The 15879-nt window shown below is 47.9% G+C and carries 11 protein-coding genes and 1 riboswitch; of the genes, 6 read left to right on the top strand and 5 right to left on the bottom strand.

Features of this window, described 5'->3' with window-relative positions; genetic code table 11:
- Positions 1-46 precede the first annotated feature (46 nt).
- Positions 47-151, top strand: a riboswitch (SAM riboswitch).
- A gap of 83 nt (positions 152-234) precedes the next feature.
- The 3 genes from B4F99_RS08245 to B4F99_RS08235 are packed head-to-tail and all read left to right on the top strand — an operon-like array spanning position 235 to position 2746.
- Positions 235-1248, top strand: coding sequence for a methionine ABC transporter ATP-binding protein (locus tag B4F99_RS08245; protein WP_214852337.1), 1014 nt, complete (start codon positions 235-237; stop codon positions 1246-1248).
- The gene (locus B4F99_RS08240) at positions 1238-1903 is read left to right on the top strand and encodes a methionine ABC transporter permease (RefSeq protein ID WP_214852335.1); all 666 of its coding nucleotides are present in this window, start codon (positions 1238-1240) and stop codon (positions 1901-1903) included. Before B4F99_RS08245 ends, B4F99_RS08240 begins: the two co-directional genes overlap by 11 nt.
- Before the next feature lie 27 nt (positions 1904-1930).
- Positions 1931-2746 carry a MetQ/NlpA family ABC transporter substrate-binding protein gene (locus tag B4F99_RS08235; protein WP_290756705.1) on the top strand — a complete coding sequence of 272 codons (816 nt, stop codon included), beginning with the start codon at positions 1931-1933 and terminating at the stop codon, positions 2744-2746.
- A gap of 55 nt (positions 2747-2801) precedes the next feature.
- Here B4F99_RS08235 and B4F99_RS08230 read toward each other — a convergent pair whose 3' ends face one another.
- Positions 2802-3299, bottom strand: coding sequence for a GNAT family N-acetyltransferase (locus B4F99_RS08230; RefSeq protein ID WP_290756702.1), 498 nt, complete (start codon positions 3297-3299; stop codon positions 2802-2804).
- Between the two features lie 88 nt (positions 3300-3387).
- On the bottom strand, positions 3388-4266 hold the full coding sequence (locus B4F99_RS08225) for a CAP domain-containing protein (protein WP_290756699.1): 879 nt from the start codon (positions 4264-4266) through the stop codon (positions 3388-3390).
- A gap of 350 nt (positions 4267-4616) precedes the next feature.
- Between B4F99_RS08225 and B4F99_RS08220 the strand changes: the two genes are divergently transcribed.
- Positions 4617-4973 (top strand): hypothetical protein, encoded by a 357-nt coding sequence (locus B4F99_RS08220; RefSeq protein WP_035410328.1) that lies wholly within the window; start codon positions 4617-4619, stop codon positions 4971-4973.
- Between the two features lie 17 nt (positions 4974-4990).
- Here B4F99_RS08220 and B4F99_RS08215 read toward each other — a convergent pair whose 3' ends face one another.
- The gene (locus B4F99_RS08215; protein WP_290756696.1) at positions 4991-7741 is read right to left on the bottom strand and encodes an FN3 associated domain-containing protein; all 2751 of its coding nucleotides are present in this window, start codon (positions 7739-7741) and stop codon (positions 4991-4993) included.
- Between the two features lie 129 nt (positions 7742-7870).
- On the bottom strand, positions 7871-8050 hold the full coding sequence (locus tag B4F99_RS08210; RefSeq protein ID WP_214852320.1) for a hypothetical protein: 180 nt from the start codon (positions 8048-8050) through the stop codon (positions 7871-7873).
- Positions 8051-8650: 600 nt separating this feature from the next.
- Here B4F99_RS08210 and B4F99_RS08205 point away from each other — a divergent pair.
- The gene (locus B4F99_RS08205; RefSeq protein ID WP_290756692.1) at positions 8651-10681 is read left to right on the top strand and encodes a thioredoxin domain-containing protein; all 2031 of its coding nucleotides are present in this window, start codon (positions 8651-8653) and stop codon (positions 10679-10681) included.
- A 200-nt stretch (positions 10682-10881) separates the two neighbouring features.
- Positions 10882-14469, top strand: coding sequence for an SH3 domain-containing protein (locus B4F99_RS08200; protein WP_290756690.1), 3588 nt, complete (start codon positions 10882-10884; stop codon positions 14467-14469).
- A gap of 330 nt (positions 14470-14799) precedes the next feature.
- Here the strand turns inward: B4F99_RS08200 and B4F99_RS08195 are convergent.
- A partial coding sequence (locus B4F99_RS08195; RefSeq protein ID WP_290756687.1) for a universal stress protein occupies positions 14800-15879 on the bottom strand: 1080 nt, incomplete at its 5' end.

The following is a 15879-nucleotide window of genomic DNA, read 5'->3' as shown; positions in this document are numbered from 1 at the left end:
GACAGATGGGAATCATTTCCGTTAAAGTAAATCCCAACAGCATAACTACTTATCGAGAGCGACCGAGGGATTAGGCCCAACGACGTCCGGCAACCACCTATCAGGAACGGTGCCACATCCTACAGAATGGATTCATTCTGAGAGATAAGTTACGAAATCTTACACTTTCGTCGCTTTTTCTGGTTGCTCTGCTACTAGGAAAAAGCGACTTTTTTTGTATGAGGAGATGAGCAGATGATTGAATTCAAACAGATTACGAAACGGTTCGTCCGAGACCGGACCCCGATTTTTGCATTACGAGATGTCGATTTGACGATTCAAAAAGGAGAAATTTTTGGGATCATCGGTGAATCCGGTGCCGGTAAGAGTACGTTGCTTCGTCTGATCAACGGTCTCGAGCATCCGACACAAGGAACGGTAAAGGTCGACGGTGTCTCGCTCGGCGGGATGTCAAAAGCAGATTTGCGTCAACTTCGCTTGCGGACAGGAATGATCTTTCAGCATTTCCAATTGATCCAGTCGCGTAATGTCGCAGATAACATTGCTTTTGCACTGAAGGCTGCCGGCGTCAAACGAGCAGATTTTCCGGAACGGATCCGTGAACTCGTCTCGCTCGTCGGACTCGAAGGATTCGAGACGAACTTCCCGAGTCAGTTGAGCGGCGGACAGAAACAGCGCGTCGGGATTGCCCGGGCACTCGCGAATGATCCAACCGTCTTGTTATGTGACGAAGCGACCTCTGCCCTTGATCCGGTCACGACGCTGCAGATTTTAGATTTGTTGAAAGATTTGAATGAACGACTCGGATTGACGATCGTCCTCATCACGCATGAGATCGATGTCGTCAAACAGATTTGCCATCGTGTCGCGGTCATGTCGCAAGGGGAAGTCGTCGAAGTTGCCTCTACATACGATTTGTTCAGTCAAGCCAAACATCCGGTGACACAACATTACGTCGACACGGCACTCCAGATCGAGCTACCGGAACGCATCTTGCAAGCGACACCGGGAAAGATCATCCGCCTACAGTTCACGGGCGAGAAGACCGGTGAAAGTACGTTGTCGGAAGCCATCCGTCGATACGATATCTCGGTCAGCATCCTGCACGGAAAAGTCGATTACATCCAAGACGTCGCTTTTGGTGTCCTAATCGTCAGCTTGACGGGATCCTCCGATCAAATCGCACCTGCCCTCGACTGGCTCGCGACGGAACTTCATACACTCGAGGTGATTCAGGATGTGGCTTGATCGTATTCAAACGATGTTACCCGAGTTGTTGAAGGCGCTCGGTGAGACGGCGTGGATGGTCGGAATTTCACTTGCCTTCGCATTGGTCGTCGGGATTCCGCTCGGGATTCTCTTGTTCGTCACCGACCGCGGATTATTTTTTCAAAACCTTGCCGTCCGCCGTGTTCTTGACTTCGTCGTCAACATCGTCCGGTCTTTGCCGTTCATCATCTTGCTTGTTGCCCTCATTCCATTAACGAAATTTTTGCTTGATAATACGATTGGTCCGACAGCAGCATCCGTCAGCCTCAGTGTCGCAGCGATTCCGTTTCTCGCACGACTCGTCGAAACATCACTGCGTGAGATTCCACCTGGTTTGATCGAAGCAGCGGAAGCGTGCGGTGCGAAACCATTACGGATCATCGTCAGTATCCTTTTACCAGAAGCACTCCCTGGCATCATTCAGGGCATCACGCTAACGACGATCAGTTTGATCGGCTTCTCGGCAATGGCTGGGATCGTCGGCGGCGGAGGTGTCGGTGACCTCGCGATCCGCTTCGGCTATTATCGCTATGATAATCTCATCATGATCGTGACGATCGTCGTCCTCATCGTCATCGTCCAGAGCATTCAAGCACTTGGCAATCAACTGGCGCGAAAAACAGACAAGCGCTAATCATACATATAAAGGGAGAGTTGAATCATGAAAAAACGATATGCCTTTTTAGCTACAGCCTTACTTGGTGCAGGAATCCTCGCAGGATGCGGAGACAGCAGCGCTGATGAAAAAGACAAGACGATCAAGATTGGAGCGACAAGCGGACCTTATAGCGACATGGTCAAACAAGCGATTCAACCGCAACTCGAAAAGAAAGGCTATAAAGTCGAAATCGTCGAATTCAGCGATTATATCCAACCTAACATCGCACTCGGTAGCGGCAATATCGATGCTAACTTATTCCAACACTCGATTTACCTGAAGACGTTCTCTAAAGAAAAGAAGCTCGACCTTAAAGGACTCATCACTGTCCCGACGGCACCGATGGGACTGTATAGTAAAACGGCGAAGACACTTGACGACGTCAAGACGGGTGCTGAAGTCGCGACGCCGAATGATCCGACGAACCAAGCGCGGGCGTTGAACTTACTTGCGGAACAAGGCTGGATTGAACTGAAGCCAGATGTTGATCCACTGACTGTTTCAGAGAAAGATATCGTTAAGAATCCGAAGAAACTCGTCATTAAACCACTCGAGGCGGCTCAACTACCACGCGCCGTCGAAAGCGTCGATATCTCAGCCGTTCCAGGGAACTTCGCTTTGGCTGCGAAATTCGATTTACTCGATGCGTTAGCGCTCGAGACAATGGACGAGCAGTACCGGAACCTCGTCGCTGTCCAAACGAAAGATGCGGACTCACAAGTCGCAAAAGATTTGAAGGCAGCTGTCGAATCGGATGCGTTCAACACAGTCATCGAAAAATCATTCAAAGGCTTCAGCAAGCCTGAATGGGCAAACTGATAAAAAACAACCGGATTCCAAAGAGACAATCTCTTTGAAATCCGGTTGTTTTGTGTTAGAACCGATACCACATCAGCTCTTCATCATGATAGGTATCATCGACTTTCAGCGCCCGTGGTTCGATCGCGTATGATTCAAAACCAAGTGATCGATACAACGCTTTAGCAGCTTCATTCGTCCGGACGACCGAGAGATGGACTTGCTCGATCACAGGATGCTGCTTTAATGTACGTAATGCCTCTTCTACGAGTTGCCGTCCGACCTGTTGTTTTCGGGCGCGTGGTGTGACGTACATCGCGAATAAATTCGCTCGATGTCGCATCTTGACCGGATCGGAGCAGACAATCGTGACGACACCGACGAGCTCTCCTTCATGAAACGCACCGAACGTCGCTGCTTGTTCACTTTGAAAACGCATAGCGTACTGGTCGACCGGCCGATCTTTTTCTGCATCATAATCAGAACCGAATGCTTCCGGATGATTCTGTAATGCTTCTAATCGCAATGCTTTATAAATTACTGCATCTTCTGGATTCAATCGACGGATTTCCAATCGCCCCACCTCCTGCCTTTAGTATAAAACAAACAATCTCATGAAAAAGAGAACGACATCGTGAAATGTCATCCTCTTTTTTACATACTTAAGGTGTTCGGAAATTAATCGTGAAGTACGGTGCGTTGTCTCGGAATGCCACACCGACATCGGCTTGCTTGTACTCTTTTTTCAAGATATTTTCTCGGTGTCCTTGTGAATTCATTAGACCCCAATGCGCCGCAAAGACGTTCGGATACCCCATCGAGAGGTTTTCGCCAGCATAGCTGAACGTGATTCCTCCGCGTTTCATCCGGTCGAACGGATCACGACCTTGTGGATCTGTATGCGAGAAGAAATTATGTTTCGCCATGTTTTCGCTGTGACCACGGGTGACCGGCTTCAATGCTGTGTACGGTGCTAACGGACTCAACTTATAATCAACGCGTTCCCAGTTCATCAAGCGAAGCATCAGTTTCTCATCCGTCGTCCGTAGCGCTTTTGACGATGTACCGTAGAAGCCTTTTTTCTTCGCTTCGACGTCTTTCGGAATCGCAAGTGTCGCTTTGACTTTATTGCCGTCATGTTGATCGAAAAAGTACGTCACATAGTTGCCTTTCTTCTCATAAACGGCGGCATGGTCCAGATTCAGCATGTAGTTTGTGTTGCCTTTACGATAGGACTTCACTGCGGACCACCCCTTTTTCTTCAAGGAGGATTCCGTATCCTTATTCAATACTGCACCTTGTGTCGTCACACCGTTTTTGAAACGATACTTTCCGTAGTCTTTACCATCCTTCGTTAAGGCGACGAATTCTTCCGTTGAAGTCCGTCTGACTTCCCAGTCATATCCGGGATACTCACTGCTATATCGATCAATCAGCTTGCCGCCACTTTTCGGGTAATCGGCTTCTGCCTGTTCCATTGGAATGTTTTCGTAGCCGAAAAAGGCTACCGCTGCTACTCCGATGATCAAGCATTTTTTCATGTCGTCGTTTCGCCTCCTTTAATCTCATTACCTTTATTTTAAAAGAAATTGTTTCCCCCGAACAGTCATTGACTCTCATTTGTCTAAATCACATCTTCCGTCCACAAACCTGACACATTTCATGAGAACGCTCTTCCTTTAGTGAAATGCTTTCTTTTAAACGATTCTTGAAAACATTTAGTACAGAGACTAAAGTATATTCCCCTTTTCTTAAAATGTGTGAACATTCTTTTATTTCATTCTCAGCGAATTTTGGTTGCTCTCCGAATCTTGACTCGGTATCATTAAAATTCGTAAGCCAAACTTTCAATGCTTTTCCAAATAACATAATGATATGAAGGAGCTGACCTATGGTTTTACTGTATTTCATTTATGAATCCATTGCCTTTTTACCCATTCAACAATACTTATTCTCCGGCTGGATGATCCTTGTCGCCTTGACTGTATCCTTTAGCTTAGCCAATGCCCACGAAGATGTTCGTCTCAATCAACGACTTGGATTTGAAATACTCGTTCCAGGTTCCGGTATGTTGCTCTCAAAACAATTCATTCCTGGTCTCGCTATCATTCTATTATTGATCATCATTCACTTCACGTATATGTTCCGTGCCATCCCGTTACCCGTTGCCTTAATTTCCACACTCTCGATCAGTACACTCTCACTTCTTTTACTCTTTATCCCAGCACGCAAAAAAGCGGACCGCTAAGTCCGCTTTTTTTGATTTTATTGGTATTTCGTTGTTTCAGCTAGTTTGTATTTGTTCGACAATTCAAGCCAGATCGTTTTGCCTTTGATTGTCTTCACTTGAATATATGGACGCCCTTGAGACACGCGAAGTGCGAGCAATTCACCTTGTTGATCGGCGTGTGTTTCACTGGCTTTATCCCAGTTGCGACCCAATTTACGTTCAATGAAGATATGCTTCCCTTTTTGAACAGCACGCCAGATGCCGATTTCTGCTTTTCCTTTGACCGGTACTGCCGTTTGTGCACCTTGAATCGAGATGATCGCTGGATCGTGGTCACTCGCGCTACCGTCTGCTTCCATGTAATCCGAGTTGATGTTGACGATATCTGACGATGTATACGACTTCAAGTTATTCGAAATTAAGATATGGTCGAGCACTTGCGCATTTCCGTTGTAGACGTATGAGTAACGCTCAGATTTCGGAAGATCATCGACTGTATTCCAGAGATTTTTCCCTTTCAGGATGTCTAACGTTTCTGAGAACTGGAAGTCGTTCAAGTCACCAAGAACGACGACATTCGAATCTTTGACTTCCGTCTTCAATTCAGAGACGAAGTTTTGGACGATGTTCGCAATCGCATGACGCTGGACCTCACTCTTACGAACGACCGGTTGGTTTTTACCGAAGTCAGCTCCATCGCCACCTTTTGAGTTGAAGTGGTTGACGATGACATGATATGAATCACCATTGAAGAGGAATTCCGCGACGAGCGGTTTCCGCGAACTCGCGAAGTTCGGATCCGTCGGCTGAATGCGACCCGGGTTTTTCGTCAGCTTGCCATTTTCAACTGCCACGGCTTCCGTCGCTCCACCTTTTTCTCCTGGTGCGAGTGATACACGTGCTGGATTGTAGAGGAACCCGACACGGATGTTTCCGCCTGGTTGCCCGCCGTCCTTTTTATCTTCTGGTGCGATGTCCGTATACGCATACCGGACACCTGTTTTTGCTTCGATCGCTGCGATCAATGTCTCAAATGATTTCGAAGCGTCGACTGTGCCGCTATCCGTTGCGCCGTCGTTATCCTGCATCTCTGTCAAACCAACGATGTCTGGTGTCTTCAGGAATGTCGCGATGCCTTCCGAGACACGATCAACTTTTCCAGCATCCGCTGTCGACGCGAAGTTCTCGACATTGTATGAAGCGACAGTCAGGCGTGATTCACCCGTTTCGATGTTCGTCGGTTGACGTTCCACTTCGCTCGTAACGAGTTTCGGAAGGTCTGCTGCTTTTGCGAGTACTTTGTAAGCCGAATAGTTGTAGCTCATGACACCCTCAATCGTTCCATCGAATGTGTCTCCGGCTTTCGCACGATACGATGAACTTCCCATCTCGACGAACAAGCGCTCCGGATTGACGTTGTCCTTCGTCAGAATCGGTGTGCCACGTTTCGTATAGACCTTATTTGCGTCTGTTTGTGTACGAACTGGGATCGTCCGGTTCGCTTGTGGTCCTGTGACGATCGCGTTCGGTAAAGCAACACGCATGCCTTCTAAGCTTTCGTATAAATCGATCGCATCTTCTTCCGGGTCAAACTGAGCGAAGGAATCGTTATCGACGACTTGAGTCGGAATCAAGACGCCTTTATCACCAAGGACGATACTCGCTGGTAACCCTTCGTTGAGCGCACCCTTTACGAGATTGACCGTACTGATTTCCGTAACGGCTAGATCCGTATCGAATTTATCGCTGTATCCGCCAAGGATCCATTCCTTGACGTAACCTGTCGTCGCGACCTTTTGTCCAACGGCAGCACCGTGGTTTTTCGCGTAGACGAGAATACCTTCTGATGTCCGGCTGTCGTTATCCGGATTTGGATCCTGCATATAGAAGTTGTTCGCATCAACGACATACGTGACGACGCCCGTCGTCCGGACGAGTTGATCTGCGTATGGTGATGTGTGCGCGACGCCTTGGATACTGCTGATTTTAGTGATTGGTGGTGCGATGTAGTACTTGAATGTCGAGACAGCTGACGTTTTCCCATCCTTGACAGCAACCGCTTGAATCGTCACTTCGTCATTGATCGTAATCGGTGATGTGTAAACCGGACTGTCAACAGTCGGTGTCGTACCATCAACTGTATAATGAATCGTTCCTTCACCTGACAGTGTCACTTGGTCCCCACGCTCGACCTCACCAACTGGAGTAGCCGTTGGTGCAACGAGAATATCGCCGCCTTCCGTCTGATGGCTACCGAGATTCGTCAGTGTATCGACAGGAAAGCTCGTCCACTGTGATGGTTCATACGTCTTAACACCTGATGTAATACCTGATTTCCGAACAAGTGTTGTGTCTTTTGCGAAATCAACTGATGAACCGAGCGGTCCGATGATATCAAGAACGACGTCGCCCTTTTTTAATGCAACCGGATCATTTCCATTGAAGTTCAACGAACCCGTCGTCATTTGCGCTTTTGCTTTGATGTCTGCATTCGCACTTGCATTCGCGATAACGAATGTTTTACCTGGATCTACTTTCCCCGATAATGTGATTTTGGACTCAGATGGTCCACCGTTCGTGTATTGAACGAGTGTATAGTCTGCTAAATCAATGATTTGCCCCGATACATTGTATAGCTCGATTGCCTTGTTGTTACTTGTTCCTTCTATGTATTCAGACAAGATGACGCCTTCGCCTTCTGCCCCGACAAGACCCGCTTGTGGAAGGATTCCTGCAGTCAATACTCCGGCCAATGCCCACTTTCCAAACGTACTGCCGTATTTCATGATGTGACCCCCTATTGAATTTTCTGACACTTCTTTATAATATCAGATCATATTCAAAAGAGTGTATATTTTTCGTAAAAAAAGATACCATCCTTCGCAAATGAAAGAAATGGTACCGCTTACAATATTTTATTGTTCGTTTTTGTGACTTTCGTACCATTTTTCAGCTTGTGATGTCGCAATCGGAATAGCGCGTCCCTCTTCATACCCTTCTTCTAACAAAGCGTTCGCGATCTCAATCGCTTTTTTTCGAAGCGGTGGATCAAAGTTCTTGAATGAATCCGGATAGTTGTTCTCATTCCATGGCATGTCGTCACCCCCTTCTTTCCGCTTTACCCGAAAAAAGGCATAAAAAAAACGCCTCATCAGCGTGTCGTTGTTTTTGGTTGTCATGAGAATCGAGGATTACAGGTGATCAAAACACCTGAAACGACGAAAGCCCTACCTCTCTTTCGTTGTTACGGCTCCTTGGCCGCGCCAGCTGAATCAAGCATTTTAGCAAGAATCGTGATGCGTCTGCAACGGACGCATGATACTGGGATTTTTAGAAATAGCTCGGGAATGAGCGGAAAACTATCGATTGGAAGGTTTATCTTGCTGGGTCGACTTCTTCCCGTAGTATGAAGAAGGACAAAATAAAAGCGATGACTTATGTCTGACTCATTTGTCAGTAGCGGTCTAAAAATCCTGACCTGTCGATTTAATTGTATGATATGGATTGAAGATTCTCACATGAGTGATCATCCCCGATTCATGACTTATATTAATCTATCATACTTTCTTTTATAAAGTCAATCTTTCTTTTAGAAAATCGTTTTCCCTCGTCTTGGAATCAGAGTTGCACCTGCTACAAAAGCCGAGTATCGTGAAGAGGACTCATTACTATAGAAGAAACGAGGGAAATCCATCATGTCGAATCGACTTATCCATGAAACGAGTCCCTATCTATTGCAACATGCCCACCACCCTGTCGATTGGTATCCCTGGGGTGAGGATGCCTTCACTGCCGCGCGCGAGACTGGTAAGCCAATCTTTTTATCGATCGGGTATTCGACGTGTCACTGGTGCCATATGCTGTCTCGCGAAAGTTTCGAAGATGAAGAAACGGCACGACTCTTAAATGAACGCTATATCTCGATCAAAGTCGACCGAGAAGAACGTCCCGACATCGATCATTTGTACATGACGGCTGCTCAAGTCATGAATGGACAAGGCGGCTGGCCGCTGAGCGTCTTCATGACAGCGGACCAACAGCCATTTTATATCGGCACGTATTTTCCAAAAACGCCTCAGTTCAATCGTCCGAGTTTTCGTCAAGTGACACTCCAGCTCAGCGAACAATTCCGCCGTTCACCAGAGAAAATCGCACAAGTCGGTCAGAATATGTCGCAGACGCTTCGCGACGTATTGCAGCCTGCGACGTCTACCCGTACTTGGGATGAATCGATCATTCATGACACTTTCGATCAAGCGATGCGACGATTTGATCGTCAACATGGCGGATTCGGAGAGGCGCCGAAGTTCCCGTCGCCTGCCCTGCTCCGTTTCTTGCTCGATTATTATCAGTTCGCGGAAGACGAGACGGCACTTCATATGGTCATGCGATCGCTGATCGCGATGCGTGACGGCGGGATGACGGATCAAGTCGGCTACGGTCTATTCCGCTACACGGTCGATGCCAAGTGGGAAATTCCTCATTTCGAGAAGATGCTCTATGACAATGCCTGGTTTGCGACAGTATGCATCGAAACGTATCAAGCATCGGGTCAAATTCGCTTCCGTCGCTATGCAGAAGAAGTGCTGACGTTTGTAGAACAGGAGCTGACCGCACCGGACGGCACCTTTTATGCCGCACTGGATGCAGATAGCGAAGGGGGCGAAGGACATTTTTATACGTTCACGGAGCGTGAGCTGACCGACCTACTCGGGCCAGACGCGCTGTTCCCCCGCTTCTATCATGCTTCATCATCGGGAAACTTTGATGGACGGAACGTCTTTTACCGGACAGGACGAACACTCGAGGCATTCGCACGTTCTATTCACTTGTCGCTTGCTGAAACAGCGTCGCAACTCGAACACGAGCGCCAAATTCTTCTTCGTGCGCGAAATGAACGCATGCGACCGTTCCGTGATGATAAACGGTTGACATCGTGGAATGCGATGATGATCTCGACGTTCGCTAAAGCCGGCCGTGTCCTTGGCGAACCGCATTATACGCATGTCGCAACGCGTGCCATGACGTCCCTCGAACGATTCGTTCGTACCGAACAGCACCTTGCTGTCCATTACCGCGATGGCCAAGTGACCGGTCACGGTTTCCTCGATGACTATGCGTACATGATTGATGCACATCTTGAACTATTCCAGTCTACACACCATGCTCTCCATCTAAAGGAAGCTTTAGCTTTCGCAGATGTGCTGCAGGATCAATTCCAGACAGTAGATGGTTATTTTTATCTGACGTCGTCACGCTCCGACAAACTACTTGTTCGTCCACTCGATCTGTATGATGGCGTCACACCTGCCGGAAATAGCGTTGCCTTGAACGCCCTTTTCACGCTCAGTCGTCTTACTGGTCGTCTCGTTTATCAAGAGAGTGCTGAACGGGCTCTCGCAACCTTAATAGAGGAAGTTGAGCAACAACCGACCGGATTCGCCTCACTTGTCAGTACCTTCACCTACCGGCAGATGGAACCGAAGGAATTGATTATCTTGCTTCCGGAAGAAGTAGACATCCCGCTCGAAATCAAGCAACTGCAACAGTTACGCTTACCGGAAGTTGCTTTGTTGATCGGTACGAAGCGCGATCTTCTTCCGCACGTCCCACTCCTCGCGGATTATCCAGAACCAGACGAGCCAATGGCTTACCTCTGTCATGATTTTGCTTGTGAACGCCCGACGACGAATTTAACAGAAATCCTCGCACGTCTCAATATCTAACCATATTCCCTCTTGTTTAAAAAACAGGAGGGTTTTTCAAAAAACCAGTCCCCTTTTTTCAAAAATATCCAACATCTTATTCATAAAAATCCGATATTGTCGATAGTAAGGACAGGCAATAGATTTAACAACTTAGACTTAGACATCCTAGAAGCCGATTCCGTCCATCCAGACGAATATCTACTAGGAGGAAAGATACTTTGAACACGACATCATTCTCGAAGACCTTGAAGGTGTTCGCAAGCTTTCTCATCGTTTTCAGCATCGTTTTAACATCTTTACCCGTAGCTGAAGCAGCAACGACGAAAGCGACGACCTATCGTCTGTCTACCGATAGTTATCTGTACGATAAGACGGCATCTTCTCGGAAACGCTTGTTGACGATCAAGACCGGAACTGTCGTTTCATCCACGTATGCTTCTGGCTCGTTCAGAAGGGTCACATATGCTGGAAAAACGGGATATGTTGCGTCGAAATACCTCACGCTGTACGAAAAGAAACAATCCGTTTCAGGACAGCGCTACCTTGTCCTCAAAAAGACACCGATCAAAAAGACAGCAGTGGATACTGCAACGACGATCGGCACGTTGAACGAAGAGGATGTGTACTACACGTCACAACGTGTGACGAATCCATATGGCGAGACATGGTACCGCGTCAAATATGACGGCAAGACAGGCTATGTCATTGCTGGCGCAAAAGCGGTCGCCTATAAAAAGGTGACGAACACGACGTTAAAAACGATCGATGCTTACATCTTGCGTCAGTACGCCGGAACAGGTTATCCCAAAGTTCAGACCATTCCATCTGGAAAAGACGTCAAAGTCGTCGGCCGGATCGAAAAATGGGTCAGTATCCAGTACGACGGGGAGACAGGCTACATGCATCAAGATGCGTTCGCCTCTTCTGAAAAGCAAAATGTGACACTGATTCCACAAACACGGTATCAGACAAAAAGTGTGACACCACTTTACAGTCAAGCCGAGGCAAAACAAAGTCTAGCGAGTCTACCAAAAGGTACGGTCGTCACTTCGAATGCTAAGACGGCAATTTATCATCAAGTCACATATGCCGGAAAGACAGGGTATGTCTTATCCGCTACGTTGGCAGAGTACACAGAAAAAACAAAGCTTCCGTCTTCACGCTTCTTGTTGACATCACCACTCGTCATCAAAACGACACCTGCCGCGAATGCAAAAACACTTGCGACACTGAGTGCCGGAAACGTCTATTATACGAAAACACGTGTGACGAATCCGCTCGGCGAAACATGGCATCAAGTATCGAAGGAAGGCAAAATCGGATTCGTACCAGCCAATCAAGGGACAGCGATTGCTTACGAAACTGAATCAAACCTCTCTTTAAAAACGACGGCATCGACGGCGATTCGTTCCTATGCGGGTCCATCGTATGCAACAGTGCAAACGATCCCGAGCAATACCGTCATCAAAATTTCTGGACGAATCGGGAATTGGTACCGGGTCAGTTATAACGGTAAAACGGGATATGCCGCATCAAACACGTTTACGACACTTGCAACGAAGCAGAAAATTGCAGGTGCACGCTTTGAGCTTGAAAAAGCAGTTTCCATCAAATCTTCACCCGACGCACAAGCATCGACACTTGCAACACTGCAGAGCGGTGACATCTATTACACGACACAGCTCGTCACGTCAAACGGACAGCAATGGCATCGTGTAAGCAAAGATGGAAAGACGGGCTACATCCCAGTCAACCAAGGCAAGAGCGTGCAGTACCAATCGGACCGGATCGTCATGCAGACGACGGCTTCGACTCCACTTCGCTCGTATGCCGGAAACAATTACGCGACCGTTAAAACGATTCCTTCTGGCACAAGCATCACCGTCACTGGAATGATCGATGACTGGTATCGCGTGACTTACAGCGGGAAGACGGGTTATATCGCTTCACGTTACGCCAAGGAAAAAGTCATGACGCAATCGATTCCTTCTTCTTATTATCGCCTTGAACGTACCGTCGAAGTGAAAGCATCGCACCATGCGACAGCAGAAACCGTCGTTCGCCTTTCTTCTGGAGACGTCTACACGACGAATCAAGTCGTCACGAATGGTCATTCCGAGCAATGGCATCGCCTGACAGTCGATGGGAAGACCGGCTACGTTCAAATCAATCAAGGTTCACCGGTCACCTATGAGAGCGTTAATAATCACCGCTATCAAGCAACGACGGATACGACACTCCAGTCGGATGCCGGTTCTGCTTATGCGACAGTGGCTAAGCTGCCAAAAGCAGCCGTCGTTCAAGTAACAGGCAGTCTCGATCAGTGGTTAAAGATCAGCTACGCTGGGAAAAATGGCTATGTCTTAAAATCAACACTGACACCGTATACCGAAACGAAAAAGATCACAGGTGCACGCTTCCTGGCGAATGAATCGCTCGTCGTCAAACAAGCACCGGACGATCAAGCATCGAATGTCACGACACTCGCGTTCGGAAATGTCTATTACACTTCTGCTTTGATCACGTCGTACACGAACACGTCGTGGCATAAAGTAACGATCGACGGGAAAACGGGTTATATCCGTACCGGACAAAATACGTCATCGATCAAATATGAATCAAAGGACAAAATGTATGTACGGGCAACATCAGACGCTGCCTTACGGTCTTATGTCGGTAGCTCCTACAACGTCATCAAGACGATTCCGAAAAACCTCGTCGTTACTGTCTCCGGTCAAATCGGTGATTGGTATAAGATTTCGTATGATGGAAAAAGTGGGTACGCGTATAAGGGGGCGTTCGTGACGACTTCTTCGAAATTAAACGTCTATAATTCTGTCGCGACACCGTATACGTTCGATACCTTCATCAGCGCCCAGATGAAACTGAACCCACCACCACAAACGGATATCTATAAAGATAAATTGATGTATGTCAGTACGGGTTACGTCCGTCTCGGCGGCGCACTTGATCCAGTCAATGGAACCATTGCGACTGTCACAGCGACGACACCACTTAACATCCGCTCTGGTGCTTCGACGGCGAGTCACGTCTACGGTCAGTTCCAACCTGGTCGAATGATTCGCGTCTATCAATCAGTCAGTGGCTTCTATACGACAAAGCCACGTGTCTACACGAGTGCGACAAGTGGTTACTCAACGATCCAATGGTTGAATGCCCTCGAAACGGACGTCCGTGATGTTGCCGATCCACTGAAAGTCGACCGCAACTCTTCTGCCTTCTATCAGTTCCTCGATCTCTCGAAAACGACAGGAGCATCGGCTGCGACACTTGATAAGATGTTAGCGAACGTAACGAAAGGACTCGGGATCTTCAACAAGTGTAGCAACGGTAGTTGTGGACAAGCGTTCATCGATGCTGGTCAAAAATACAGCGTCAACGAAGCTTACTTGATCTCACACGCTTTACTTGAGACAGGCAATGGACAATCAAAACTGGCAATGGGTGTGACATGGAATGGACGTAAAGTCTATAACATGTATGGAATCGGTGCGTATGATTATGATGCGATCAACACCGGCGCTGCTTATGCCTATAAAATGGGCTGGTTTACACCAGAAGCGGCAATCGTCGGTGGTGCCGAATTCATCAGCACGAAGTACATCCATAATGAATACGGACAAAACACGCTCTACAAGATGCGTTGGAGTCCGATGCGTCCTGGTAGCCATCAATACGCAACAGACATGGGATGGGCCGTTAAGCAAACGTCTCGGATCTATTCACTCTATCAACAGATGGATAGCTACACAGCTGTCTTTGATATTCCAGTCTTCGCTCGTTAAGGAGACGATGAACCAACGTCTTTAAATCAATGAATGTGTTCCAACATCAAAAAAGGAAAGACCGTTCTGGTGATCCCACCGGAACGGTCTTTCCTTTTTCATTAGTAGCGAACGAGCAGGATCATCCTCAACTCCTGCAGGAAAAGAAAGCGCGCTCGACGCTTTCGACAGGGATAGGTAAGACCCGGTAGACGGTATGAAATGCGAGGATGTCGCAGCTTACCTCCCGCCTGCGGAAAGGGAGGATGACCAACTGACTCGTTCGTCTTATGAAACGATAGACTGATGATCTTGTGAAGAAAACCCCTGCATTTACGCGGAAGGGCTCCCCTAGCGTTCTAAGTCATCGGCGACGATTTGGATATCGATGCCGCGGACATGACGCATGATTTCATTAATGATCGATCCACGTCGGATTTCCTGCCAGCGGGTCCGCGCGGATTGACCGAGAACGATTTGCGTGATGCGATGATGTTTGGCAGCGGCGGTAATCGCTTGAGCAATCGAACGTTCGCCTTGAATCCGGATCAGCACTTTTGCTCCGAACAAGGCACCACTCTCCCGCACCATCGCAAGCACTTCCTTCTGTTTCGCATTCAATTGATTTTCCGCTGTCGGTAAAATCGTCAGAACATACAGTTCCGCCTTTAATCGACTTGCCATGCGAAATCCGCGATAGATCAACTTTCGCGCGTTATCATTAAGCTGGATGCAGACGAGAATCCGTTCTTGTAATGTCGCTGGGTCTTTTTCAATCAACAAACGTGATTGATAGACTTGATCGTCGACTTCGTCCGCGACTTGTCGTAACGATAACTCCCGTAAGCTAGCGAGATTCTGAAGCGAGAAGAACGAATTCAGACTCTGTTCAATCTTTTCTTTCTTGTAGATTTTCCCTTGCTCGAGTCTCTCCCGTAACGTTTGCGGCGTCACGTCGACGAGTAAGATCTCATCGGCCTCTCCGAGAAATGGATCCGGGATTCGCTCCCGGACCTCGACACCCGTCACTTCTTTGACTTTAAAGAGTAAGCTTTCGAAGTGCTGGATGTTGACGGCCGAGTAAACGTTGATCCCGGCGTCAAGGAGTGCCGCGACATCTTGATAGCGTTTTTTCCGTTCTGATCCGGGAGCATTCGTATGCGCCAGTTCATCGATCAAGACAATATCCGGGTGACGGGCAATGATCGCGTCCACGTTCACCTCAGGAAACACTTTCTCTTTATAGACGACTTCAAGTAACGGGACTTGTTCGAGCTGTCCGACCATCTCCGCCGTCTCTTTTCGACCGTGCGTCTCGATCAGACCGATGACGACATCCTTGCCTTCAAGCGTCAAGGTTCGTGCATCGGCAAGCATCTTATACGTCTTTCCGACACCAGGAGCTGAGCCGATATAAAGCTTCAGCTTTCC

The organism is Exiguobacterium sp. UBA3491 (assembly GCF_002377745.1).
Taxonomy (GTDB): domain Bacteria; phylum Bacillota; class Bacilli; order Exiguobacteriales; family Exiguobacteriaceae; genus Exiguobacterium_A.
The sequence above is the reverse complement of the archived record's forward strand: the minus strand, read 5'-3'. Positions and strand labels throughout refer to the sequence as shown.

What these genes read in the sequence shown, in the direction of transcription:
- B4F99_RS08245 (WP_214852337.1), top strand. Translation starts at nt 235, where the DNA reads ATGATTGAATTCAAACAGATTACGAAACGGTTCGTCCGAGACCGGACC.
- B4F99_RS08240 (WP_214852335.1), top strand. Translation starts at nt 1,238, where the DNA reads ATGTGGCTTGATCGTATTCAAACGATGTTACCCGAGTTGTTGAAGGCG.
- B4F99_RS08235 (WP_290756705.1), top strand. Translation starts at nt 1,931, where the DNA reads ATGAAAAAACGATATGCCTTTTTAGCTACAGCCTTACTTGGTGCAGGA.
- B4F99_RS08225 (WP_290756699.1), bottom strand. Translation starts at nt 4,266, where the DNA reads ATGAAAAAATGCTTGATCATCGGAGTAGCAGCGGTAGCCTTTTTCGGC.
- B4F99_RS08220 (WP_035410328.1), top strand. Translation starts at nt 4,617, where the DNA reads ATGGTTTTACTGTATTTCATTTATGAATCCATTGCCTTTTTACCCATT.
- B4F99_RS08215 (WP_290756696.1), bottom strand. Translation starts at nt 7,741, where the DNA reads ATGAAATACGGCAGTACGTTTGGAAAGTGGGCATTGGCCGGAGTATTG.
- B4F99_RS08210 (WP_214852320.1), bottom strand. Translation starts at nt 8,050, where the DNA reads ATGCCATGGAATGAGAACAACTATCCGGATTCATTCAAGAACTTTGAT.
- B4F99_RS08205 (WP_290756692.1), top strand. Translation starts at nt 8,651, where the DNA reads ATGTCGAATCGACTTATCCATGAAACGAGTCCCTATCTATTGCAACAT.